Origin of the sequence: Streptomyces sp. NPDC008313 (assembly GCF_042956125.1) — a bacterium.
In the GTDB taxonomy this organism is placed as follows: domain Bacteria; phylum Actinomycetota; class Actinomycetes; order Streptomycetales; family Streptomycetaceae; genus Streptomyces.
This window is the reverse complement of the sequence record NZ_JBIBFR010000004.1, coordinates 183447-206358: the sequence shown is the minus strand read 5'-3', so window position 1 is coordinate 206358 and position 22912 is coordinate 183447. Positions and strand designations below refer to the sequence as shown.

Genomic DNA, 22912 nt, shown 5'->3' with positions numbered 1-22912 from the left:
CCCGCGTCAGCGGACGGCGCGTACTCCGTCGAGGGCGACGGTGAGGACGCGGTCGCGCTGGGCGTCGTCGAGGAAGTTCGTCGAGGCGATGCCGGCGACCATGCGCAGCAGGTCGTCGAAGTCGATGTCGGCGCGTGCCTCTCCGGCCTGCTGGGCACGTTCCGGGCGATGTCCTCCAGGGACGCCTCCGCGCCCTTCTCGGGCCTGCCGTACGACTCCGGCTACACCCACGACTTCGCCCTGCTCGCACTCCTGTGCCTGGGCGCGGCGCTGGCGGCAGTGCTCGTCCCGGTCCACGCCCAGCGGGTCAGGCGGCTCGCGGGGGCGGCGGCACCGGCGGTCGACGAAGCGTCAAGTGCCGCTACAAGCACCGCGGTTGCGGCCGAGCCCGCCGTGCGGAGCTGAACGGGAAAACCTGATGGCCCCGCCCCGCCGGGTTCCCTAGACTCGTCACGCATCGCGCGCCGCCGATCACCTGGGCATCCATGCCCCCTGGGGAGCGGCGCGCACCGTGACGAGTGAGGGGAGCCCGGCCGTGCGATACCGCACCGCTGTCGTCGTCCCCCCGTCACAGTACGAGGTGATCCTGGTGTCCTCGGCCGCCCGGTGCCGGCTGCGCGGCCGGCCCCGGACCCCCTGACGAACGCCCGACAGCCTGACCGCCCGGCCTCGCGGAACCCTCGTCCGCCCGCCTCAACAGCCTTTGTCCGTAAGGCTGGTGCGGGCGCCGACAGCGCTGCCTCCGGCCCGCCGCTCCGTGCTCCGCGCCCTCTTCGTCCGGGAATCGCGCTGCCCTGTTCCGGATTTTTCCGGAGCACTTTCCGGATCACCCGAAAGGCCACGCGCCGTGCGTACGAACCTGAACCGTCACCTCACCAGCCCCCTGACCCTCGTCCGCAACCTGGGCATCCTCGCCCACGTGGACGCCGGCAAGACCACCGTCACCGAGCGGATCCTCTACCTCACCGGTGCGACGCACAAGCGCGGCGAGGTCCACGACGGCACGACGGTCACCGACTTCGACCCCCAGGAACGCGACCGCGGAATCACCATTTTCGCGGCTGCGGTGAGCTGCGCCTGGGACGGCCACCGGATCAACCTGATCGACACCCCGGGACACGTCGACTTCGCCGACGAGGTGGAACGGTCGCTGCGGGTGCTCGACGGCGCGATCGCGGTGTTCGACGCCGTGGCGGGGGTGGAACCGCAGAGCGAGTCGGTGTGGCGCCAGGCGGACCGGCACGGCGTGCCCCGCATCGCCTTCGTCAACAAGCTGGACCGCGCGGGCGCGGACCTGGACGCGGCGGTCGCGTCCATCCGGGAGCGGCTGCATCCCGCTCCACTGGTCGTCCAGTTGCCGATCGGTACGGAGGACGGCTTCACCGGCGTCGTCGACCTGCTGCGCATGAGGGCGCTGACCTGGGCCGACGGCAGCGACACGGCCACGGAGGGCCCCGTACCGGACGACCTGCGCGACGAGGCGCACCGCCGCCGACGGCACCTGGACGAGGCGGTGGCGGAACTGCACCCGGCAGCCCTGGAGGAGTACTGCGCACACGCGGCGCTGACCGAGCGGACGCTCGCCGACGCGCTGCGGGACCTCACCCGTACCGGCGACGGCGTGGTGGTGCTGTGCGGCTCGGCCTACCGCAACCGCGGGATCGAGCCGCTGCTGGAAGCGGTGGTGGCGTACCTGCCGTCACCGCTCGACGTTCCGCCGGTACGGGGCGCCGTGGACGACGCGGAGGAAGAACGGGCCGCCGACCCCGAAGTGCCGTTCGCGGCACTGGCGTTCAAGGTGAGCGCCACCGCGACGGGTCGGCTGACGTACGTACGCGTGTACTCCGGGACGATCCGGAAGGGGCAGACGGTGTGGGACGCGACAGCAGGACGCAGGGAGCGGATCGGCCGCATCCTGCGGGTCCAGGCCGACCGCACCTCGGAGCTGGACCTGGCCGTGGCCGGGGACATCGTCGCGGTGGTCGGGCTGAAGTCGGCCCGCGCCGGCTCGACCCTGTGCGCGCCGGAGGCACCACTCGTCCTGGAGCCGCCGACGGTCGCCGACCCGGTGGTCTCGGTGGCGGTGGAGGCCCGCACGAGCACCGACGCCGACCGGCTGGTCACGGCGCTGGCGCGACTGGTCGAGGAGGACCCGTCCCTGGTGATCCGCACCGACCCGGAGACCGGCCAGACGCTGCTGTCGGGGATGGGTGAACTGCACCTGGAGGTGGCGGTGGAGAAGATCCGGCGGGCCCACGGCCTGCCGGTGACGGTCGGCCGCCCCCGGGTGTCGTACCGGGAGACGGTCGCGAAGGGCGTGACGGGCTGGACGTACCGCCACGTGAAGCAGGACGGGGGAGCGGGCCAGTTCGCGCAGGTGGTACTGGACGTACAGCCGTTGGACGACGGAGGTGAGGGCATGAGCGGCACGACGGGCTTCACGTTCCGCTCGGCGGTCGTCGGCGGCCGGGTACCGCAGGAGTACGTCCGCGCGGTCGAGGCCGGCTGCCGGGACGCGCTCGCCGAGGGCCCCCTCGGCGGCCACCCGGTGACGGGCCTGACCGTCATCCTGACGGACGGGGCGACGCACGTGAAGGACTCCTCGGAGATGGCGTTCCGCACGGCGGGCCGCTTCGCCCTCCGTGAGGCGCTGCGCGCGAGCGCGATGCTCCTGCTGGAACCGGTGGCCGAGGTCACGGTCACCGTGCCCGAGGACGCCATGGGCGGCGTCCTGGGCGACCTGGCCGCCCGGCGGGGCAGGGTCTCGGGCTCGGTCACGCGAGGCGGAGCGGTGGTGATCACGGCCACGGTCCCGCTCGCGGAACTGTTCGGCTACGCGACCCGCCTGCGCAGCCGCACCCAGGGCCGCGGCACCTTCACCACCCGCCCCACGGGCTACGCCCCGGCGCCGGCTTCGTCCGACGTCGGCTGACGAAGACCGGCCCCGGCCCCTCCGGGGCTTCTCGGGGCCTCTCGGGGTCTCTTGAGGCCTCTAGGGGCCGGTCACGGTCGGCCACGAGGCTGCCGCCGGCCGCCAATCCGCCGGCCGCCAATCGGCCGACAGCACGTGGCCGCCGTCGGCACGAGGCCGCCCGCCGTCGGCCATGGGCCCGCCCGCCTCCCGCGGGCGGGCCCATCGGCTCGCTCCCGCGCCCCCGCTGCGCAGGCGCCGGCCGCGCCCGGACATCTGCGGTGCTGTCAGAGGGCGGCCCCGGTGCGGGGCACGACCGGGTATCCCATGCGCGCCGCCTCCTTCACGAGGCCGGCGAACGGCCCACCGGGCACCCCCGACGCCCCGGGTTGCAGCCGCTCCGCCACGTCCGGCGTCAACTCCCGGTGTCCGTATATGTGTCGCACGGCCTCCACGTCGACGGCCCGCTCGTAGTAGTCCTCGGCGAACGACTGGAAAGCCTCCGGGCGTGGATCGAGGAGGAGGGAGAACAACCACTGGGACCCGTCGGGATCCGAGACTCCTGCGGGGAACTCGATGCGACCGGCGCGCCACCGGTCGTCGCCTGCCTCACGCCACACACAGCAGGTCACCGTGGGTACTCCGTCGTCCACCCACGCGGGTTCGTCCACGCACTCCCGGAACACCTCGGGCACCGAGTCGAGGACACCGGGCCAGACGGTGTCCTCGGCGTACGGGCTCATCCGGGACTCGTGGTCGAAGCCCCGGATGTACACGCCTGCCGGAGAGAAGACGACATCGAACTCGTCCCCGCCGCCATTGCGCATCGAGAACACTTCCTCCGTCTCGGACCAACCGGCGTCGAAGGAGTAGTACCGGTACTCGCCGCGCGGATTCACCGCCGCTTCCGACACCGCGATGGACAGGCACAGCTCCCGGAGCGTGGAGACATCCGGGAGGGCGGCAGCGACATCATGAACCGTCATGTCCCCATGGAAGCGCACGCCACTGACAATGAGGTCGCCGGTGGACCGGGGCGGGGTTGGTTCGCCGCTGCGCCGCTCCGCTGCTCCGGCGACCGGGGGAGGACGCGCCGCTCAACGAACCAGCCACACCACCAGGACCACGAGGAGCAGACACGCCACGGCGATCGCTGCTCGGCGGCGCACCCGCTCTTCGGAGGGACGCTCGACGGCCTTCAGCCCGACCGGGCCGGGGAAGACGAAGAAGAAGCGGTCGCTGTCGTGGTCGAGTCGTACCCGGGCGAGGGGCAGATGGCGGATGTGGATCTCGCGGGCCACCTCGTCCTTCTCCGGTGCCGAGCGGGCGAGGCGCGCCTCGACGGCTGTTCGATGGTCGGGGGCGAGGTCGTCGGGCAGTGGTTCATGACCGGCGAGCGTGACGTCGCTCCAGGACGCGGTGGCCACCGCGGACTTGAGGGCACGGGAGCGTGACTCCGGGACGCTGACGGAATCCGTCCGCGCGGTCCATCTGATGACACCCTCGTGCCAGGACGTCAGACTGCCCTTGCCCACGCACGTGCCGCAGCGCTCCGTTCCCTGGCCCCCGCACGCCTCGCAGGTGATCCGGCCGGGCGGTTTGCAGTCGGGGCAGGGGATCTTCCCCCAGCCGCCGCAACCGGCGCACGCGCTACCGGGTGTACCGCACGCCTTGCAGTCCACCCGCTCGTCCGGCCGTTGTACGCGGACCGGCCGGGGGAGCCTGCTCGGGGTGCGCTTCCCGTCTTCGCCCTGAACGAAGTCCCCAGCCGCTCCCGGATCACCTCGAGGATCTCGTCGTCGGACGGTCCGTACGTCACAGCGCCCCCCACCTCACCCACCGAGCCCGCCCTCGCGGACAACCCGCACCTCACCCCGAGCGGCTCCAGTGTGGCGCAGACAGAGCAGGTGGGACAGGGCGCGGACGGGGTGCGTGGACGGGGTGCGCGGGCGGGGGTGCGTGGACGTCGGCCCGAGCGGGTACGGGCCTCCGGAGCCGCCGCTCCCCAGGTTCGTGTCACGCGGTACCGGATTCGCAGGCCGGTACGGCATATTCCGGTGATCGGGGCGGAATAATCGCATACATGTCAAAGGGGACGCGCTCGACGCTTGTCGTCATCTTCGTGGTCTGGAGCCTGTTCGCCTTCCCGTGGTTCGACAAGGGCTGCGACATCGCGGAGGCGTACACGGCGGTTCTCAAGTACGGGGTGCCCGAAGGGCTGGAACCCTTGCCGGCCTGCTACGGCTGACCGGCGGACGGCCGACGGCCGGCCAGGGACCCGGAGCCCCGGAGCCCCGGAGCCCCGGAGACCCGGAGACCCGGGAACCCGGGGGCCCGGAGACCTTTGAGCCCAGACAGCGGCTCCCCGGCGGACTTCTTCGCCGGTTATCGCCAGCAGAAGCAGGGCGAGCACGGACTCACGGACGATGACCTCCGTGGCTGGCGTCCTCCGGCCGCGACCCGAGGTCGTCGCGCAGTCGCGAAGCAGTAGTCAGGAGCAGATCGATATCCGTCGGTTTAGGGGCCACTCGGTGCGTGAGCGGGTGGCCCTTTGTCCGTACGTGCAGCTCCGCCCACACGGTCTTGCCCGGAGCGGCCGGGCGAGGGCTGACGCCCCAGTCGTCCGCGAGGGCGGCGACCAGAAGCATGCCCCGGCCGGATTCGGAATGCGGGTAGGTCGCCGGGGGACTGGCCGGGGGCTGCTTTTCGGCGCGGGTGTCGGTCACTTCGATGCGGAAGGTGTCCTCGACCAGGATGAGTTGGACGTGGAAGTCCCGGCCGGGGACGTGGCCGTGGCGTACGGCGTTGGCGGTGAGTTCTGCGGTGATGAGGGTGAGCGTCTCGTTGATCGGGGTCGTGTAGGGGTGGCCCCAGTCGTCCAGGCGATGTGAGACGAGCCGACGGGCGAGGCGGGCGCCGCGCGGGGTCGAGGTGAACCGCATGGCGAACTCGTGTTCGGGTGCGGAGTGCTGCGGCATATGCCCGTTCGGAGGAGTTGCTGACTTCATAGGGTCAACGGTGTCGGACTCTGCGTAGCGTTGACCAGGAGCGATGGGCTGACGGGTACGGGCTGTACACGCTGTCGGTGCGCTTGTACGTGGTATTGAGCGTGACCGGTTGACGGGCCCTGAGTTGGCGGACTGGGCGGGTGCACGAGAGGAGTTGTGGCGTGGACGACGAGGTTCAGCAGCCAGAGTACGAGGTCGGGACGGGCATGCTGTGCGTGTTCGGCCGGCAGTTGAAGCTGTTCCGGGAGCGAGCGGGCCTGGACCGCGCGAGGCTCGGTTCGATGACCGGGTACTCGGCCTCCACGATTGCATCGTTCGAGCAGGCAAGACGTATCCCGCCGCCGAAGTTCATCGACCAGGTAGATGAAGTGCTCGAAGCAGGTGGGGTGTTGAGCGCGAGCAAGGAGGAAGTGGCTCGGGCTCAGTATCCGGCGTTCTTCCGGGACGCGGCCAAGTTGGAGGCCGAGGCCGTCGAGCTGCATGTGTACGACACTCAGCTGGTCAATGGTCTGTTGCAGGCGGAGGAGTACGCGCGAGCGGTATTTGCCATGTGGCAACCGCTGCTGGATGAAGCGGTCATTGAGCAGCGAGTGGCGGCCCGCTTGGCGCGGCAGGAGATCTTCTCCCGACGCCCTACGTCACATCTGAGTTTCGTGATCGAGGAGGCTGTCCTGCTCCGGAAACTCGGAGGAGAGGCCATCTGGCGAGGTCAGTTGGAGCACCTCATGTTGATGGCGGAGAAGCGCAGCGTGGTGATCCAGGTGATGCCGTTGTCTCGCCAGGAACATGCTGGACTTGCTGGAGCGTTCACCTTGATGGAGGTCAAGGATGGGCGCAGGATCGCGTACACAGAGGTACAAGGCGACAGTCGTGTGCACACAGAGCGTCACAGGGTGCGGGCACTGGAGCGTACGTACGGGATCCTTCGCGCGCAGGCGCACACTCCGACAGAATCGTTGACGTTGATCGAGAAGCTGCTGGGAGAGAGATGAGCGGGGAAAAGGCGGGGCCGGACACCGATGCCCTGGCATGGTTTAAGAGCAGTTACAGCGCTGGCGACGGAGGCCAGTGTGTTGAGGTCGCCGCTGGGACGGGCGCCGTCCACGTCCGCGACTCAAAGGACACCACCCGCGCCGCACTCACCGTAGTACCCACGGCGTGGGCGACCTTCGTAGAGTTCGCGGCACTCTGAACAGACGCGGGGCCCTGGGCAAGCGCACCGCTTGCCGAGGGCCCCGCGCACATCTGCTCCCGCAACACCTACCGCCGCCCAGGCACCCTGCTCGCCGGATGCCCGGGCCGGTGTGGCGGTCAACGTCCGCCTCGGGTCCGGTGCCGTGCTCGGCTGGGACCGAGGTCAGAACGCCTTCAGATAGACCCTGGCCCGATCGTCCTTGAGCGTGTGGACGTAGATGTCGATCCACTGCACCTTCTTGCGGCGATGGTCGTTCACGCACGGGGGGCAGACCCCGGCCGAGCGGGCTCCCTTCAACGTTTGTGGCTCGGCCAGTCCAAGGTGCGTGAAGAGGTCTCCGTCGCGGGCGAAGTCGACCTTCTCCGCCTTCAGCGGTTCTTGGGGGTGAAGGTCCGCCGCGATGCCCTCGGCAGTCTTCTCACTGGTGACGAACGTGAGGATGTAGAGGTCCTCCTGGGGGTTGATCTGTACGGCTCCCTTGACCTCGGTCGCGTCCTTGGGCACCGTCACGTTCATGAACGCCGACACCTCGGGCGCACCCGCGTTCTCGTCCCACACCGAGGTGCGCCCGTCGGTCACATGATCGTCCGTGTCCGGACCGGAGCAGGCGGAAAGCAGAAGAGTGGTTGCCACAGCCGCGATGAGGAGGGCACCTCGTCTGGTCGTCATCGGTTCTCCTCGGCGCCGCGCGAGACGTCGCCGCGGGTGCCTTCTCGTCCTTGGTCCGGCGGGTTCACTGTCGGTCCCGCATCGCTGTTCAGGTCGCTAGTGTAGGTGGAGCTACTGCCTCGCATGTCGAACTCCCGAGCAAGCCCGGTCTTGTGCAACCGTCCCATCTCGGAGTCCGGGATTGTCACGCCTCCGGGGAAGTCGGTCGACTTGCCGGCGTCCCAGTTGTACCGGTCCCAATGGTGGTAGGTCCGCGCGAGCTTGTCGAAGTCCTTGGCCATGGCGGCCCAGTCGTCGGCAGCAGCGGTGAGCTTCGACAGGTCGGTGCCCATGATCTCGTAGTACGTCACCATGACTGAACTCCTGTTCCAGGAGCGCCGGTTCGGTCGGACATGCGCGATCAGAACGAATCGAGCGCGGAGGACTTGCGGACGCCCAGCTCCACGCCGGTGTCCGTGTTCTGCAGCAGCGTGTTGGTGGCGCGCAACGCGGCCTTCTCCGAGCCGAGGCGGTTCATCAGCGTCGTGAGCTGTCCGCTCCACGTCTTACGCGCGGTCTTCAGAGCAGGTCCGGTGAGCCACCCCTCAAACTCCCGTGCGGCTGCCCCCGTGCTCTCACGCGCCTGGGTACCGTCCCTGTGGGTGTCAGGCTCCAGGTGTTTCTCGATCGCCTCGGCTGCCTTCTTCTTCTCCGCGGGGCTCGAAGCGAGATCCTTGCCGCCGGACGGCGATCCTCCCCCGCCATCGAACGGGGCCACATGGTTCAGGCGCATCCGGGTCGGCGCCGCACCGCCCGGCAACATGTCGTCTTCGGTCATGATCTCTCCCCCGAGTGTGATCAGATGCCGCGACTTTACGTGAGGCGCAGTCAGGGCCGCAAAGAGCTGGTGAGCCGGGAACCGGCCCGGCCGACACGGTCCGTACCGCGTCGGCGAGGTATGCCTGATGCTGCGCATCGCGCAGGAACTCGCCTATCTCTACAGCTGGCCCGATCTGTTCGCCGGTGAGGGAGACGAGGTCGATGACGCGACCAAGGGGGTGCTCACGCTCTTCTTCGGCGTCATGTTCGGCATCCAGTCGGCGAACGTTGCCGTGGGCAAGGTCGCGGCGGCGATGGCGGAGCATGTCGCCAAGATGCTACCCAAGAAGGCACTTACCCATGGGGTCGTCAAGCACGACAAGTGTGCTCCGGTGATGGTGCGGTCAACAACTCGATCAGTGGCGGCACCTTCTACGGGCGACACTGATCGGCCGGGACTTCTCGCATACCTCCTTCACCGCCGCACCCGCGCCCCCTGCTGACCCTGGCCCTGAAACGCCCACCGCGCGAGGCTGACCTGATGGCGGGCGTAGTCCCCCACGGTGAACAAGAAGCAGGCAGACCGGTGGCGAACCACATCAGTGGCGGGGTGTTCTTGAACGCAGTGATCCAAGGCCGCGACTTCACGGTGCAGTTGCCGCCGCAGACCACCCCCGCGATATCCGGCCTGCCGCCGGCTTCGTCCGCCTTCACCGGGCGCGACGAGCAGGTCGAGGAACTATCCTGCGCGAGCCACGTTCCCCGCGCTTCAGTACGACAAAGGAGGCCGAGGGATGGTTCGAGCAGGAGTGTCAGAACTTGATCGCTCTGATCGCCGTTGCCCCTGCGGATGTCCAAGCATCTACCGCCGTCTGGCTGACAGCGTTCCTCGCGCCGTATCTCAGGTGGGAGTACCGTCGAGAGCGCCCGCACCGTACTCGACGAGCCTGTGCGCTTCCAGCACAGCAGTTGAGCTGGGCGCCCCAGGCGAAGTGTGTGCAGGGCCGTGCACGCCGCCAGGTGCGGATGCCTCGCTCCACCACGCCCCCTGCAACGCCGAGCCGCCCGAATCGCGCGCGATTCGGGCGGCTGCTGGTCAGCCGTTCTTGCGGCCCACCCCGCCGTAGATGCCGATCGGCGGGGTGTCGCTCTTCGCGGGCTGCTCGGGGCGCCAGTCCGGGACCTGGACCAGGCCGGGGTCGACCAGGGTGAAGTCACCGAAGAAGTCCAGGACCTGGGCGTGGGGGCGGAGGTTCATGGTGGCGCTGGCGCTCTTGTAGACGGCCGCCGCGTCCTCACGCCGGTCGTCGTGGAGGTCGCCCGTCGCGTGCGAGAGGACGAGGCAGGAACCGGTGGGCAGCGCGTCGCGGAGCGTGGCGACGATACCGGCCGGGTCGTCCGCGTCGGAGAGGAAGTGCAGGACGGCCACCAGTAGCAGCGCCACCGGCTCGTCGAAGTCGATGACCCTGCGCACCTCGGGGTGGTCGAGGACGGTTCGGGGGTCCCGCAGGTCGGCCAGGACGACGGAGGTGTCGGTCCTGCCCATGAGAGCCATCGAATGGGCGCTGACGATCGGGTCGTTGTCGACGTAGGCGACGCGGGTCTCGGGGGCGACGGCCTGCGCGATCTGGTGCACGTTGGGCTCCGTGGGCAGACCCGTGCCCACGTCGAGTATCTGCCGTATCCCGAACTCGGCCACGACGTGCCGGACGGCGCGGTGCATGAAGTGCCGGTTGGCGCGGACCCCGGTCCGTACCTCCGGAGCCACCTTCATGAACCTCTCGGCGGCCTCCTGGTCGACCTCGTAGTTGTCCTTCCCGCCGAGGAAGTAGTCGTACATCCGGGCGGGGTGCGGCTTGCTCGTGTCGATCGTGTACGCCGGGGCGCCGGTGTCGCCGGTGCTGGGGGAGGTCATGCGGGCTGGCTCCGTCCTGGATTGACATCTCACCACCGCGCGCCGGGTGTTGAGTGGCCGTCAGGACGTCATCCTGGCACGCCCCGGGACGGTGCTGCGTACGTCCGTCGAACACCAGGTGCGCCTCCGTCTCCCACCGTCCCCGGTGAGCCCGCGCTCGGGGCGGGAGGAGGAGGGGACCGTCGGCTCGACCCGGGCACGGGCACACGATCAGATCCCCGTGACTCAGGGCAATCGGTGCAGGTCAGGGGTGCTCTAGATCACTGGTACTGGTGTTCGGAAGTGGGTCGGCACCCATTACTATCCCGGTGTGTGAGGCGCTGGGGGTACAGCTCGATGCGTCCTGGGAACGGAACGACCGGGCGGGAAAAGATGACGGATCCACTGGCCGAGGACTGGCGAACCGCCCTAGCGGCCGCAGGCGAGAGCATCTCCCTGTCCGAGGACCAGGCGAAGGCGTTGCTGGGAGCGCTCGTACCCGGGGAAGTCGTCCGTGCCCTTTACCACGACGGCTGGGGCTACGCCGCTTTCACCGGGAAGGGCCTCGTCCTGCTGCGGGGCACGACGACGCCCAGAGTGGCGCGCGTGGCCGCGCCCCTGCGCATACTCCGCCGCGCCCACGGCCTGACGGACACGGTCGACGTCCTCGTGGACGGAAAGCCGCACAAGCTCTGGGGATCGAAGCTCGATCCCAAGGGCAGACTTCTCGAGGCCGCGGGCGAGGTCCTGCCGCCCGGTTCCCCCCTCCGGCCCGGTGGCGGAGCCTTCGCCTGGATTCGCCGGCACCCCGTCCTGGTGGGCGTGGCCGGTGCGGGGGTGCTCGTCGCCGGCCTGACTCAGGGTCCCGCCGACGAGGAGAAGCCCGCGGCCCAGGCGTCCACGGAGCCCAGTGTGGCGGTGGCCGACTTCCGCGGGACTCCGGTCACGACTGCGGTCAAGAACGCTCGGCTGCAACCGTGGAGAAAGGTGCGGGTATCGGACGCGTCCGCCTCCCCCCACCGGCCGGTGACGTCCACGGCGGCCGACTGGCAGGTCTGCTTCCAGAGCCCCTCCGCCTACGCGTCGGTTCGCCCTTCGTCCAGGACCCTGGCCCTGTACGCCGTTCCGGAGCACGAACGGTGTCCTGCACGGTTGCACGGTCCGCGCCGGATCGTCATGCCGAACCTGGTGGGGGAGCGGTTCGACGATGCTGCCCGCACCCTCGAAGACCTCGGCGTCGCTCGCACGGTCACCTTCCACGCCCATACCGGCAAGCGTATGGAGAACGACCCGAAGGACCTGGCCGACTGGCGGGTGTGCCGACAGCAGCCGACGCCCGACACCGAGGTCACGACCGGGACCCTGGTCGACCTCTGGCTGATCGGGCCGGGTGACCCCTGCGCGGAACCCAGCCCCAAGCCCAAGCCCAAGCCGAAGCCGAAACCCAAGCCGAAACCCAAGCCGCGTCCCTCGTACGGCACCACCTCGGGCGGCGGTACCAGTGGGGGCTCGTCCGGCCGTGGTTCCGGCGGTGGCTCCACCAGCGGCGGGTCCTCCGGAGGTTCAGGTGGTGGCACCGGTGGCGGAAGCCAGGGGGGCGTCGGGTTCGGCCAGTACTGCGCTCCGGTCGGGGCCACGGCGACGACGGCCGACGGGAGGCCGGCGAAGTGCTTCATGGGCAAGGACGGCCACGCCCGGTGGGGCTACAACTCCGGATGAGGGAGGGGGAGGGGACGGCCGCACCTCCTGGCGCCCGCCAGGCGCCGGCGGGGCGCAGCGACGTGACCCGCCGGACAGGCCCTGGGCGGCGGTGCCTGTCGGCTAGACCTTCTCGACCAGGTGCGCCAGCGCCTCCGCCAGCGTGTCGAGTCCCGGGCCCGCCGGGCCTCCCGGCTCCGTCATGTAGACGTCCCGGCGGATCTCGATCATCAGCGCGCTGACCCGCGGGTCCTTGCCGTAGTACCTGAGCGGTACGTACGTGCCCGCGAAGGGGCTGTCGATCCCCGTCCCGCCGAAGCCCGCGAAGGCCTCCTCGGCGTGGGCGAGCAGCCCGGCGGGGGTGTGGAACGGGTCCGTGCCCAGGCAGACCGGCGGGCGGGGCCCGGTGCCGTGGAGCTCGTACGGCAGGGTCTCGGTCGGATACGAGTGCACGTCGATGACGACGGCCCGGCCCACGGCGTCGAGACGTTCACCGACAGCCTGGGTCATGGCCTCGGCGTACGGCTGGAAGTACCGCTCGACGAGCGGGCGCCCGTCGAAGTCACCCGCCCGCAGCTCACCCCGGTGCGACGTCCCCGTGTACACCGCCCCCATGCCGACGGCGAGCATCTCCTCCCGCTCGTCGGGGAACCGCTCGGGGTCGACGACGAGGCGGGAGAGCCGGTTCACGAACCGCCAGGGCGTCGCCTCGGGAACCAGGGCAGCCGCCCCCGCCGCGATCTCCGCCGTGTGCGAGTCGGTCATGTGGTCCAACTCCCGCTCCAGCGCAGCGTCGTCGAGCGTGATCCCGCCCCGCACCTCCGCCGGTACGACCCGCGAGGAGTGCGGGACGTGCAGGACGACGGGGGAGTGGGGGGCACCGGGGAGGAGGTGGAAGGAGGGGGACGGCTCGGTCATCTGGGTTCGTCTCGCAGTCGGTCGATGTGGATCGTACGTCGAGAGGCAAGCGCGCCTCCCGCCCGGCGGATCAGGCGCCGCTGTCCACGGCGCCACTCCGGCATCGTGATCATATACAGTACCCATCGCCGGTCAAGTGGTTGACAGTGCTTTCGAAGTGCGTTTCCCTGAAAGGGTTCACAGCGGTCAGTGGGGCCTTCGATACTCCTCGGTGACCGTGCGGGTGCCGCACCGGCGAAGGGGGCGGTGCCCTGTCGGGAGGGCGCTGGGGGCGTGAAATCACGCCCGGGCGCCCCCTGTTGAAGGCGTTTACCACCGGAGTTGCCGTCCGAAGGGCTGACGCACCGCCGTGTCCTGATCAAGCATGGACACGGTGAGGGTGGCCCGGGGACCGTACGCCGGTGTCAGTGATCGTGTCCTTGGGGGGACCGTGGGTGGGGATCAGTATGGGTGGCTTCGTGCTGCCGTTTCGCAGTTCGGTGGCCTGTGCAAGGACAAGCTGTCCGGGGGAGGTGGCCAGGAGGCCGCGATCCGGGGGCCGCTGGAGATCCTGCTGGGAGCGGTGAGCGAGCACCACGAACAGCACCGGGTGAGCTGGCACGACGAGTACGCGCTGCCGGATCTCGGCGTCCGCCCCGACTACGCGGTGAGCGTGGACGGGAAGATCAGCGGCTACGTCGAACTCAAACGCCCAGGGCTGTCCGTCGATCCGGACACCTTCGGCCGCGATAACCGGGAGCAGTGGCACAAGCTGCGGGATCTGCCCAATCTGCTGTACTCGAACGGCACGGAGTGGCGGCTCTTCCGCGGAGGTCAGCAGGTCGGCGAGACAGTCCTCTTCGCTGGTTCACTGCGCAGCGCGGGTGAGAGGCTCGGCATTCCCGACCCGCTGGCATTCGACTCATTGCTGCAGCAGTTCCTCGGGTGGAAGCCCGAGCCGATCCGGCATGTCGCCCGCCTCGTCCAGGAGATCGCCCGTCTGTGCAGACTGCTGCGGGCCGCCGTCCTGGAACAACTGATGGCCGAGGCCGGATCGTCGGCACCGGACGACGACATGCGCGCACGGCCCTTCACCGGCCTCAAGAACGACTGGCGCCGCTACCTCTTCCCGTCCGCCGACGACGCCACCTTCGCCGACGGGTTCGCCCAGACCGTCACCTTCTCGCTCCTCCTGGCGCACACGGAGGGCATTCCGCTCGCGCCCGGCTCCTTCCACGAGATCGGCCGCCGCCTGGACGACGGACACGCCCTCATGGGCAAGGCGCTCCAGCTCCTCACGGACAACGTCAACGCACGCTTCACCGTCACCTTGGACCTGCTGACGCGTACCGTCGCGCAGGTGGACTGGCCGGCCGTCCGCAGCGGGAACCGGGACGCCTACCTCCACCTCTACGAGCACTTCCTCACGGTCTACGACCCGGCCCTGCGCCAGCGAAGCGGCTCCTACTACACGCCCCGTGAAGTGGTCGAGGAGATGATCCGCCTCACCGAGGACGTCCTGCGCACCAGGCTCGGCCGGGAACACGGGTTCGCCGACGACGACGTACGGATCGTCGACCCGGCCATGGGCACCGGTACGTTCCTGCACACCGTCATCGAGCGGGTCGCTGAGCAAGCCGCCGAGCGCCACGGGCCGGCGATGGCCCGCGACGCCGTGCAGCGGCTCGCCTCCCGCCTGTACGGCTTCGAACTGCAGATGGGATCCTTCGCCGTCGCCGAACTGCGCGCCTCGGACCTGCTCAAGAAGTACGGTGTGCCGGTGCCCGCGGGCGGCCTCAACCTCTTCGTCACGGACACCCTGGACAACCCGTACGCCGAAGAGGAGTACCTGGCCTCGACGTACGACGCGCTCGCCCAGTCGCGCAGACGCGCCAACAAGGTCAAGGCGCACACCCCGATCACCGTCGTCGCAGGCAACCCGCCGTACGACGACAAGGCGGAGGGCCGCGGCGGCTGGGTGGAGAAGCGCGCGGACCGTGGGGAGTCGCCGCTGCTCGACGACTTCCGCAGCGCGGGCAACGGCCGCTACGAGCACATCCTCAAGAACATGTACGTGTACTTCTGGCGGTGGGCGACCTGGAAGGTGTTCGACGCCCATGCCGAGGACCGGCACGGAGTGGTCTGCCTCATCACCCCATCCGGGTGGGCCACGGGGCCCGGCGGACGCGGCATGCGGGACTATCTGCGGCGGACCTGCGACGAGGGGTGGATCGTCGACCTCTCACCGGAGGGCCAGCGCTCCGACGTCGCCACCCGCGTCTTTCCGGGGGTCGCCCAGCCACTCGCCATCTTCGTCTTCGTCCGCCGTGCGGGAGTGGAGCGCGGCCCGGCGCACCGGGCACACGTGCACTACCGGGCGGTGTCGGGCAAGCGCGCGGAGAAGTACCGCCAGTTACGGGCGATCCGGCTGGACGACGACGGATGGCGGGACACCCACACGCAATCGACACGGCCGCTGACGCCGGTGACGGAGTCGGACTGGGAGGACTTTCCCGAGCTCAACGACCTGTTTCCCTGGGGCAGCCCGGGTTCGAAGGCGAACCGCTCCTGGGTGAGCGCACCCTCCGCCGACATCCTGCGCCGCCGGTGGGCGACGCTGGTGCGCGAGTCCGATCCGGCCCGCCAGGCGGAACTCTTCAAAGAGACGCGTGACCGGACTCTGGCGGGCAAGCGGGCCCCGTTACCCGGCCAGACCACTCCCAGGAACCCGCTCACCGAGGAACGCGACACCGCACCGCACCTCGTACGCATGGCCCTGCGCAGCTTCGACCGCCAACACCTCATCGCCGACAACCGCGCACTCGACCGCCCGCGCCCCGACCTGTGGGCGGCGGCCCGGCGCGGCGGGCAGCTCTTCCTCAACCAGCAGTCGTCGCATCCGATCGACTCGGGCCCCGCGCTGGTCGCGACCCATCTGATCCCCGACACAGATCACTTCAACGGCCGCGGCGGCCGAATCATGCCGCTCCTGCACCCCGACGGCTCCGCCAACACCGCGGCCGGCCTCCTGCCCCACCTCGCCCGGATACTCGGCCGCGCCCGGATCGAGGCCGAGGACCTGGCGGCGTACGCGGTCGCCGTCGCCGGGCACTCCGCCTTCACCCAGCGGTTCACCGAGGAACTGCTGACCCCCGGTGTACGGCTTCCGCTCACCCGTGACGCCGCCCTCTGGGACGACGCCGTAGCCCTCGGCCGCCAGGTCCTGTGGGCGTCCACCTTCGGGGCCCGGTGCGCCGACCCGGCACAGGGCCGCCCGGCCGGCGACGTCGGATTCACGTCCGGAGAGCCTCGCAGGGTGCGGTACATCACCCACATCGGCGACATACTCCCCGAACGGATACGACACGACGCCGAGTCGGAGACGCTGCACCTCGGTGAGGGGGTGCTCACTCCCGTTCCGGAAGCGGTGTGGACGTACGACGTCGGCGGAATGCCCGTCGTCAAGAAGTGGTTCGGCTACCGGAAGGCCTCGCCCAACAGCAAGAGAACCAGTCCCCTCGACGACATCCATGTGGACGCCTGGCCTCCCGAGTGGACGAGCGAACTCATCGAGTTGCTCTCGGTCCTGCGCCGCCTGACCGACCTCGCCCCCGCTCAGGAAGCCCTGCTCACCAAGGTCCTGGACGGCCCGGTGGTGACGGAGCGGGACTTGATGTCGGCGGGGGTCCTGCCCGTACCGGCCTCGGCACGCAAGCCCCGGTACCCGGCGGTCGACGGGCTCTTCCCCGACGGCTGAGCCGTGAGCGGCTGACCGAGCCGTGTGCGAGTGCCGCGTCAGCGGCACCGTTCCGCGGAGGCCGCCTCGGTGACTGCCGTCTGCACGGTGATGTCGCCCTGCGCCAGCAGACGGAGAGTCAGGGCGAGACGGGGATGCGTCCTGTCCAGCGCATCGGCGAAGCGCACCACGTCCCCGAGGCGGGCGTGCGCGGCACCAAGCCGCGCTTCGAAGTGCACTGCCGTCCCGAGGTCGGTGACGCGCACGAATCCCTCCGCGTGTACGGCAAGTCCGAGGTGAGCGAGCCGGGGCAGGTCCGCCGACGTCACATCGTGGTCCAGGCCCCGCGCCGCCACCTCTTCCTCGCTGACCTCCGCGGTGACCTCACCACGCCCCTTCCGGACCGGGAGGGGCGCGAGCACCAGCTCCGCCAGCAGGCGGGCCTGTGAGTCCGTGAGCACGACGTGCGGCAGCGACATGGAGACATCCCTAGCACACCCCCGGCACCGAGAAGACGCACCCCGCGGCGGAGCCGCGGAGCCGCCCCGCGCCGCGACGGCCTGGGACGGGTTTCCTCGTCAGTCGTCCGTCACGGGTGGCGGATGTGGTGTCCGTGGCAGAACTGCGCACACCATGACGACTCCTCATCGCACCGTGACGACACCGTCACGACCCGGCCGCGGCGGGTACCAGACCCCCGAGTGGAGAGGCGGTAGCCGTAGTGCAGGCCAGATCGACCACGGCAGCAAGGGCGACTTGGTCACGGTCGAGGTGACCGGAGTGACCAGACGCGCCGCCCAGATCAACTACGACGACGACCCGTAGACCCCGCCTGGGCGACGAACCATGACGGAGCGCATGGTGAACAAGGCCGCCGCGATCGAACTGACCGTGACAGAACGGGAATCGGTTCGCGGCGATCTGGAACCATGGGCGGCTGGCTCAGGTTCCATCTTGGCCGGCCCCCTGAGGACGGATGAACCGGCTCCCCCCACGGGCCGGCGTCGACCTCAGTCTGTCGGTGCCGGTGCGGCGCAGGCGTCCGCGATGGCCCGAGTGTCCCAGTAGAACGGACGGACCTCGGTGATCCGCCCGTCCTTGACCGTCTGCAGCATGGGGAAGCCGAGTTCACGGCCGGTCGCGCGGGCACGGGCACGAATCTGTGTGAGCACGACCGCGGTCGCACCGGTGGTGAGGAACTGCTGCTCGACCATGTCGAACGACTCCCACACCTCTCCCATCCTGCGGAAGAACCGCGCCATGCCGTCATGCCCGCGCCACGTGTCTCCGCCCACGGGCTTCAGTCTCCGGAGTACGCCGCTCCCTCCATCACCGTGATCCCGGTGATCGGCGGCCGGCCGTACAGGGCGAGGATCTCGTTGGCGAGGGCGATGGTCCGCAACGGGTTGTCCCGCTGCTGGTGGGCCGCGATGCCCGCGGCGAGGAGCCCCGTGGGCACGGCCCCCGCGTCGAGCAGGACACGCCACTCCGAAGGAGGGAGCTCCAGATACTCGAGGTGGGTGAGCCGGGCGATCTCACACGGATCGGCGAGAGTACCGGCATACGCACAGAGGGTCCGCAGGTGCGGCAGGCCGAAGACGGGAGCGAGGCTCAGGGGCTCCTTCTCCAACACCCCGATGCTCAGGACCTCCAGGCCTGCGTGGGCGGCGACCTCGATGCTGGGCAGGGAGACACGGTTGACGTGAGCGACCAGCGGGGGCCGTTCGACCCTCGGGACCGGACGGCCGTCGAAGTGGCGGTGGACGACCATGTCGGTGAGGGAGTCGGCGACCAGCCCGGCACCGATGTTCCCCTCGTGACCGATGATGATCACCTGTCCGACGTGTCCGTCCGGACCCGGCGTGAGGTCGACGGCGATGCGGTCACCGCCGCCGTTGTCACCGAAGACGATCCAGCCCGGAGAGCCGACAAGCTGCTGCACGGCGTGCTCGGGACCCGTCTCGACCGCCTCCATGGCGCCGAACTGCCACAGCACCCGCCGGGACGCCGCGTCGGCGACGTACACCTCGCCGAGGGGGAACAGTTCGCAGCCGATGGTGTCGTACGGGTCCCAAAGGTCGTCCCAGTCCTCGTACCGGCCCCGGACCACCCGGTACAGGTACCTCAGTTCGGGCGGCAGCGGCACGCCCAGGCGCGCCTCGGCCGCTGCGATCTCCTCTTCGGAGGCGCCCACCGAGTCCGGGAGCCTCTCACGAAGAGTGCTCCGCAGCAGATCCGCGTCCGCGGACGCGGCCGGTACCGCGCCGGGTACCGGATCGGGCAGGCGGCGCACCGGCTCGGGCAGCGCCCCGTCCGCGAGGAGGAGCGTGCCCGGGTGCGCGGTGGCGATACCCGGCTCCGTGGAGGAGCTCGGTTCGATCAGGTGCAGTCGGACGCCACCGGGCGTGGAGGAGGCCTCGACGACGAAGGAGACACTGCCGGTCCCGTTCTCCTCGAGCGCTTCGACGATCAGGCCCACCGCGTCGAACTGCGAGACCAGTGAGGCATGCCCGGGCTGCGGCGGCCGGTGCGGCAGGGGAACACTCCATGCACCGGGACTGATCTGCCCCGCCACGTGCCCGCCGGGCTCGGAGAGCGTGTCGGCGTGCGCGGCGTGCAGGAGGCGCAGCAGGGGCTGCCAGGTGGAGACGTCATGAAGCGAGGGCACGGAAAGACCTCCTGAGGGTGTGCTCGCCATTTCTGGATCACGAGTGCAGCCCCTGTAACCGGATCCGGGTGCAGGGGGCTTGGCGGGGTGCCGGCCGACGTCGGTCGGCTGTGCTACTTCGCTTCCTCGGCCTGGAGGCTGCCGCCGCGCAGAGCCTTGTCCGTGGCCCGTCCGATGATCGCGGTCGCGCTGGCGTCCACGGCGCCTCCGACGATCCCTCCCAGGATGGGAATCCCCTTGGCGAGCGTGATCGCCGCGCGCCGGGTTCCGTACTTGGCGATGAGGAAGAACCCGACCTTGTTGTTGATCTTCCGGATCACCGCGATCGGGAGCTTCTTGAGCATCTGCTCGCCGATCTTCTGACCGATCTTCACCCCGAAGGCCGCCATGACGTTCTGCGCGCTCATCCCGATCGCGAGCATCGTGACGACGGTCCGTACGTGCGGGTCCCGGATGTCCCATCCCCGAAGGTGCGCGATGGCGCCGGCCAAACGCATGTTGACGGCGAACGAGGCGGCGACATTCGCGGGGATGGTGATGCCCGCGGTGATCAGACCGCCGAGTCCGGTGACGAAGCCCTGAGCTCCGGCGGCAGCCACGGACTCCTTGATGAGGCGGGTGATGACGGCGTCGATGTCGTCCTTCATGTCGTCGGGGGAGCGGCGCTCCCCGTCGTCCGGCGCTCGGTAGGCGTCGCCCTGCCGACGTGCGAGGCGGTCCTCGGCCCAGGTCGCCGACCCGGTGACCGGCCCCACGCCGTTCAGCATCACCTTCTCGGCGAGGTCGGCGACCCACTTGCCGGCCTTTTCGACCGCTCCCTCGTCCGGTGTCTTCTCGTCGGCCATGACCACCACCCCTTCCGCGAGCGCCTGCGTCGAGGACGTCCGCGATGCCGCGGGTCGTAGCAGGTGCGGGCCGCCATGACCGAGGGACGTGCCACGGTCGGCTGGAGCCACGCCTGTTGCTACGGCCCGCCCTCCCCTTGGCAGCACGACTCCCCTAGCCGCGCGGCCCTTCACGAGCTGAATCGGCTACACCTTCCCATAGGGTGAAAGCGCCGTCAAACCGCGAAAGTTGGCTTGCGTGTGGTCAGATGAGGCGCGGGGGTCGCTGGCCTAATCGACGCCGCAGCCAGACTCCACCAGGAAGGGGCTGGGCTGCCCGGTCCACGAGACGTACAGACCGTCCCGCGCACGCGTACACGCCACGAACAGCAGGCAGCGCTCGGACATCAAGTCCGCCTCGTGCTGCTTGGGATCGACGTCTGGGGGCGTGACCGCCTTCGCGAACGGCAACGCCTCGTCGCTGACACCGATGACCGCGACGCAGCGGAACTCCAGCCCCTTGAACGAGTGCATGGTTCCGACGCGTACGGCCGCGTCCGAGCCCGCCGAGGAGTTGCCGGAGGCGTTGCGCAGGGACACCGCGGGGATGCCGGCGTCCTTCAGGTGCGCCACAGCCTTCCCGCACGTCTTGTTGAACCGGGCGCTCACCCCGATCTCCCCGGCGCCCACACCCGCGTCCCTCCATGCCCGCACCTGGTCGACCAGCGCGTCCAGTTCAGCCTCTTCGCTCGCCGCGCCCCGCACGGTGGGGCCGTCGCCGTGGAGGGCGGAGCGGTATCCGAGCAGTGTCTCGTTACGGCCCTCGTCCTGGAGCTGGGCGATCGGCCGGCCGATCAGCAGGGCCGTGGACCAGCGCAGGATCTCCTGGGTGCTGCGGTAGTTCTTCCGCAGTTTCACCGACCGCCCCGTCACCCTGATGCCGAGCGACTTGAGCGACACCTTCGAGTCGTAGATGCGCTGATGCGGGTCACCCGCGATGAACAGGTCGTCCGGGCGGGCGGGAGCGGCCGCACGCAGCAGCCGCCACTGCGCCGGATGCAGGTCCTGTGCCTCGTCCACCACCACGTGCCGGTACGGCGGCCCCTTCACCTCCAGCAGCCGCGCCGCTTCCACGCACGTCTGCAACCAGGTACGGCAACCGTCCGCCGCGAGGCCGTCCGTGAACCGCTCCACCGTCTCCCACACCAGCGGCCGTTCGGCGGCCGTCAGCCTGCTGCCCCGGCCCCGCCGGTCCGCAGCCTCGTACTCGGCCAGGCTGCCGATGCCCTGCGCCAGGACGACGTGCCGGTACTCCTGCGCGAGGAACTGCGCGCTGCCCGTGAAGCCGGTCGCCTTGGCGGCCTTGCCCCAGCGGCTGACCTCCTCGTTGCTCTGCAGCGGCCGCAGCGCCACCGCGCCCGGGGCCTCCGCGACGACCCGCCCGGCGAAGCCGTCCACGGTCGAGATGTCGACACGCGCGCGCAGTCCCGGATCGTCCACCAGCGACTCCAGGCCCGAACGGAGGGCGTTGACGAGTGCGTTGGTGTACGTCGTCAGCAGGATGCGGTCGCCGTCCCGCAGATAGCCGAGCAGGTGCTTGACCCGGTGCAGCGCGACCACTGTCTTGCCGGTGCCCGGCCCGCCCGTGACCTGCGCGGGCCCCGAGTACGACGCCCGGTAGGCCACCTTCCGCTGCGACGGGTGCAGGAAGACCCGCCAGGCCGCGAAGGGCTTCTCCAGAATGTCCCGCAGCTCCTCGGGAGCCGTCACCAGCGCGATACGCGCCCGGGTGTGCTGGATCGCCGTCTCGAAGTCCCGCGTGTCCACCGGCTGCGTGGACGCGTGCAGCGCGGGCGCCACGATGTCCTGCCAGACCTCCTCCACCGTGCAGCCCGCGGCGAGGTACTGCAGAACCTCCCGCTGGTCCTGGGGCAGCAGCGGCGCGAAGACGTCCAGTTGCTCCTGGTCCACGAGTGAACGGGCCTGCCGGAGCGTCTCGTCGTCGATGCCCAGCGCCTTCAGGTCCCCGTCGGAGAACTTCGCGAACAGCCGCTCCTTCGACGAACCGTCCGCGACCCGTTCGTAGGCCGGCGTGATCTCGTCCAGGGTCGCCGCGTCGCGGATCTCGATGGCCCGCGTCACCTCGTTGATGCTGGACTTCTGCTTCATCGCCCAGGCGATGGCCTTGTCGTGCGGCATGACCCGCAGCAGGACGAAGGTGTCCCCGGAAGGCGGTGCGAGCACGACCCCGCGCCAGAACTGGTCGATGCGGATCGTCCGGATCTGTTTGTCCTTCGCCTGCACCAGGCTTTCCAGCTTCAGACCCTGATCCTTGAAGAGCTGGTCGAGGGTGAGCTGGTTGAACTTCTCCCAGGCGTCGAGGACCCCCTTCCTGACCGGGGGCTGGAGCTTGGGCAGTTCGGCGAAGAATCCGACGTCGAAGGCGAGCTGGGGCATGCGGAGATCCTAGGTCCTGTCTGGAGTTTCCCGTCTGCCGCGCGACGCCTGGCACGGCACCTCGGCGCACGGCCGAATCATCCAAGTACGTCCAGTACGAGGACGATCCGGCCGCACGCCGATGCACCGCACCAGACGCCGCGCGGCCTGCCCTTCG

19 protein-coding genes and 3 pseudogenes are annotated in these 22912 nt (G+C 69.8%); 8 read left to right on the top strand and 14 right to left on the bottom strand.

What is annotated here, in order from left to right; translation table 11 throughout:
- Nucleotides 1–6 precede the first annotated feature (6 nt).
- Nucleotides 7–177: pseudogene (locus tag ACFY93_RS07525) on the bottom strand (TetR family transcriptional regulator); the annotation flags it as partial.
- 670 nt (nucleotides 178–847) lie between these two features.
- On the opposite strand from ACFY93_RS07525, the gene fusA reads away from it, so the two are divergent.
- Complete coding sequence (gene fusA / locus ACFY93_RS07520; RefSeq protein ID WP_391354447.1) at nucleotides 848–2932, top strand: elongation factor G; 2085 nt, start codon at nucleotides 848–850, stop codon at nucleotides 2930–2932.
- A gap of 266 nt (nucleotides 2933–3198) precedes the next feature.
- On the opposite strand, the gene ACFY93_RS07515 is transcribed toward fusA, so the two are convergent.
- The gene (locus ACFY93_RS07515; protein ID WP_391354446.1) at nucleotides 3199–3897 is read right to left on the bottom strand and encodes a hypothetical protein; all 699 of its coding nucleotides are present in this window, start codon (nucleotides 3895–3897) and stop codon (nucleotides 3199–3201) included.
- A gap of 111 nt (nucleotides 3898–4008) precedes the next feature.
- The gene (locus tag ACFY93_RS07510) at nucleotides 4009–4446 is read right to left on the bottom strand and encodes a hypothetical protein (protein WP_391354445.1); all 438 of its coding nucleotides are present in this window, start codon (nucleotides 4444–4446) and stop codon (nucleotides 4009–4011) included.
- A gap of 548 nt (nucleotides 4447–4994) precedes the next feature.
- Here ACFY93_RS07510 and ACFY93_RS07505 point away from each other — a divergent pair.
- On the top strand, nucleotides 4995–5159 hold the full coding sequence (locus ACFY93_RS07505; RefSeq protein ID WP_391354443.1) for a hypothetical protein: 165 nt from the start codon (nucleotides 4995–4997) through the stop codon (nucleotides 5157–5159).
- 169 nt (nucleotides 5160–5328) lie between these two features.
- Here ACFY93_RS07505 and ACFY93_RS07500 read toward each other — a convergent pair whose 3' ends face one another.
- On the bottom strand, nucleotides 5329–5889 hold the full coding sequence (locus ACFY93_RS07500) for an ATP-binding protein (RefSeq protein WP_391354797.1): 561 nt from the start codon (nucleotides 5887–5889) through the stop codon (nucleotides 5329–5331).
- A 191-nt stretch (nucleotides 5890–6080) separates the two neighbouring features.
- Between ACFY93_RS07500 and ACFY93_RS07495 the strand changes: the two genes are divergently transcribed.
- A complete protein-coding gene (locus tag ACFY93_RS07495; RefSeq protein ID WP_391354441.1) occupies nucleotides 6081–6911 on the top strand; it encodes a Scr1 family TA system antitoxin-like transcriptional regulator in 831 nt (276 codons plus the stop codon).
- Nucleotides 6908–7111, top strand: coding sequence for a DUF397 domain-containing protein (locus ACFY93_RS07490; protein WP_391354439.1), 204 nt, complete (start codon nucleotides 6908–6910; stop codon nucleotides 7109–7111). The genes ACFY93_RS07495 and ACFY93_RS07490 overlap by 4 nt, the downstream gene beginning before the upstream one ends.
- Before the next feature lie 165 nt (nucleotides 7112–7276).
- Here ACFY93_RS07490 and ACFY93_RS07485 read toward each other — a convergent pair whose 3' ends face one another.
- From ACFY93_RS07485 to ACFY93_RS07475, 3 genes are read right to left on the bottom strand one after another with little or no spacing between them, the layout of a single operon-like run.
- Nucleotides 7277–7783: a hypothetical protein gene (locus tag ACFY93_RS07485; RefSeq protein WP_391354437.1), complete on the bottom strand. Its 507-nt coding sequence runs from the start codon at nucleotides 7781–7783 to the stop codon at nucleotides 7277–7279.
- Nucleotides 7780–8136: a hypothetical protein gene (locus tag ACFY93_RS07480; RefSeq protein ID WP_391354435.1), complete on the bottom strand. Its 357-nt coding sequence runs from the start codon at nucleotides 8134–8136 to the stop codon at nucleotides 7780–7782. Before ACFY93_RS07480 ends, ACFY93_RS07485 begins: the two co-directional genes overlap by 4 nt.
- A gap of 47 nt (nucleotides 8137–8183) precedes the next feature.
- Complete coding sequence (locus ACFY93_RS07475; RefSeq protein ID WP_391354434.1) at nucleotides 8184–8600, bottom strand: hypothetical protein; 417 nt, start codon at nucleotides 8598–8600, stop codon at nucleotides 8184–8186.
- A 127-nt stretch (nucleotides 8601–8727) separates the two neighbouring features.
- Here ACFY93_RS07475 and ACFY93_RS07470 point away from each other — a divergent pair.
- Nucleotides 8728–8952: pseudogene (locus ACFY93_RS07470) on the top strand (hypothetical protein); the annotation flags it as partial.
- 725 nt (nucleotides 8953–9677) lie between these two features.
- On the opposite strand, the gene ACFY93_RS07465 reads toward ACFY93_RS07470, so the two are convergent.
- Nucleotides 9678–10496: an SAM-dependent methyltransferase gene (locus ACFY93_RS07465; RefSeq protein WP_391354432.1), complete on the bottom strand. Its 819-nt coding sequence runs from the start codon at nucleotides 10494–10496 to the stop codon at nucleotides 9678–9680.
- A gap of 372 nt (nucleotides 10497–10868) precedes the next feature.
- Here ACFY93_RS07465 and ACFY93_RS07460 point away from each other — a divergent pair, with 372 nt between their 5' ends.
- A complete protein-coding gene (locus ACFY93_RS07460) occupies nucleotides 10869–12194 on the top strand; it encodes a PASTA domain-containing protein (protein ID WP_391354431.1) in 1326 nt (441 codons plus the stop codon).
- Nucleotides 12195–12296: 102 nt separating this feature from the next.
- Here the strand turns inward: ACFY93_RS07460 and ACFY93_RS07455 are convergent, their stop codons facing one another.
- Complete coding sequence (locus ACFY93_RS07455; RefSeq protein ID WP_391354430.1) at nucleotides 12297–13091, bottom strand: N-formylglutamate amidohydrolase; 795 nt, start codon at nucleotides 13089–13091, stop codon at nucleotides 12297–12299.
- A gap of 430 nt (nucleotides 13092–13521) precedes the next feature.
- Here ACFY93_RS07455 and ACFY93_RS07450 point away from each other — a divergent pair, with 430 nt between their 5' ends.
- Entirely contained in the window at nucleotides 13522–16827 is a 3306-nt protein-coding gene (locus ACFY93_RS07450) for a type ISP restriction/modification enzyme (protein ID WP_391354429.1), read from the top strand.
- A 38-nt stretch (nucleotides 16828–16865) separates the two neighbouring features.
- Here the strand turns inward: ACFY93_RS07450 and ACFY93_RS07445 are convergent, their stop codons facing one another.
- Nucleotides 16866–17285: a hypothetical protein gene (locus tag ACFY93_RS07445; RefSeq protein ID WP_391354428.1), complete on the bottom strand. Its 420-nt coding sequence runs from the start codon at nucleotides 17283–17285 to the stop codon at nucleotides 16866–16868.
- 154 nt (nucleotides 17286–17439) lie between these two features.
- On the opposite strand from ACFY93_RS07445, the gene ACFY93_RS07440 reads away from it, so the two are divergent.
- The gene (locus tag ACFY93_RS07440) at nucleotides 17440–17631 is read left to right on the top strand and encodes a hypothetical protein (RefSeq protein WP_391354426.1); all 192 of its coding nucleotides are present in this window, start codon (nucleotides 17440–17442) and stop codon (nucleotides 17629–17631) included.
- 185 nt (nucleotides 17632–17816) lie between these two features.
- Here the strand turns inward: ACFY93_RS07440 and ACFY93_RS07435 are convergent.
- The 4 genes and pseudogenes from ACFY93_RS07435 to ACFY93_RS07420 form a co-directional block, all read right to left on the bottom strand.
- A pseudogene (locus tag ACFY93_RS07435) lies at nucleotides 17817–18104 on the bottom strand (nuclear transport factor 2 family protein); the annotation flags it as partial.
- 2 nt (nucleotides 18105–18106) lie between these two features.
- Nucleotides 18107–19474 (bottom strand): SMI1/KNR4 family protein, encoded by a 1368-nt coding sequence (locus tag ACFY93_RS07430; protein ID WP_391354424.1) that lies wholly within the window; start codon nucleotides 19472–19474, stop codon nucleotides 18107–18109.
- A 113-nt stretch (nucleotides 19475–19587) separates the two neighbouring features.
- On the bottom strand, nucleotides 19588–20319 hold the full coding sequence (locus ACFY93_RS07425) for a hypothetical protein (protein ID WP_391354422.1): 732 nt from the start codon (nucleotides 20317–20319) through the stop codon (nucleotides 19588–19590).
- A gap of 270 nt (nucleotides 20320–20589) precedes the next feature.
- The gene (locus ACFY93_RS07420; protein WP_391354420.1) at nucleotides 20590–22755 is read right to left on the bottom strand and encodes a UvrD-helicase domain-containing protein; all 2166 of its coding nucleotides are present in this window, start codon (nucleotides 22753–22755) and stop codon (nucleotides 20590–20592) included.
- Nucleotides 22756–22912: the final 157 nt, after the last annotated feature.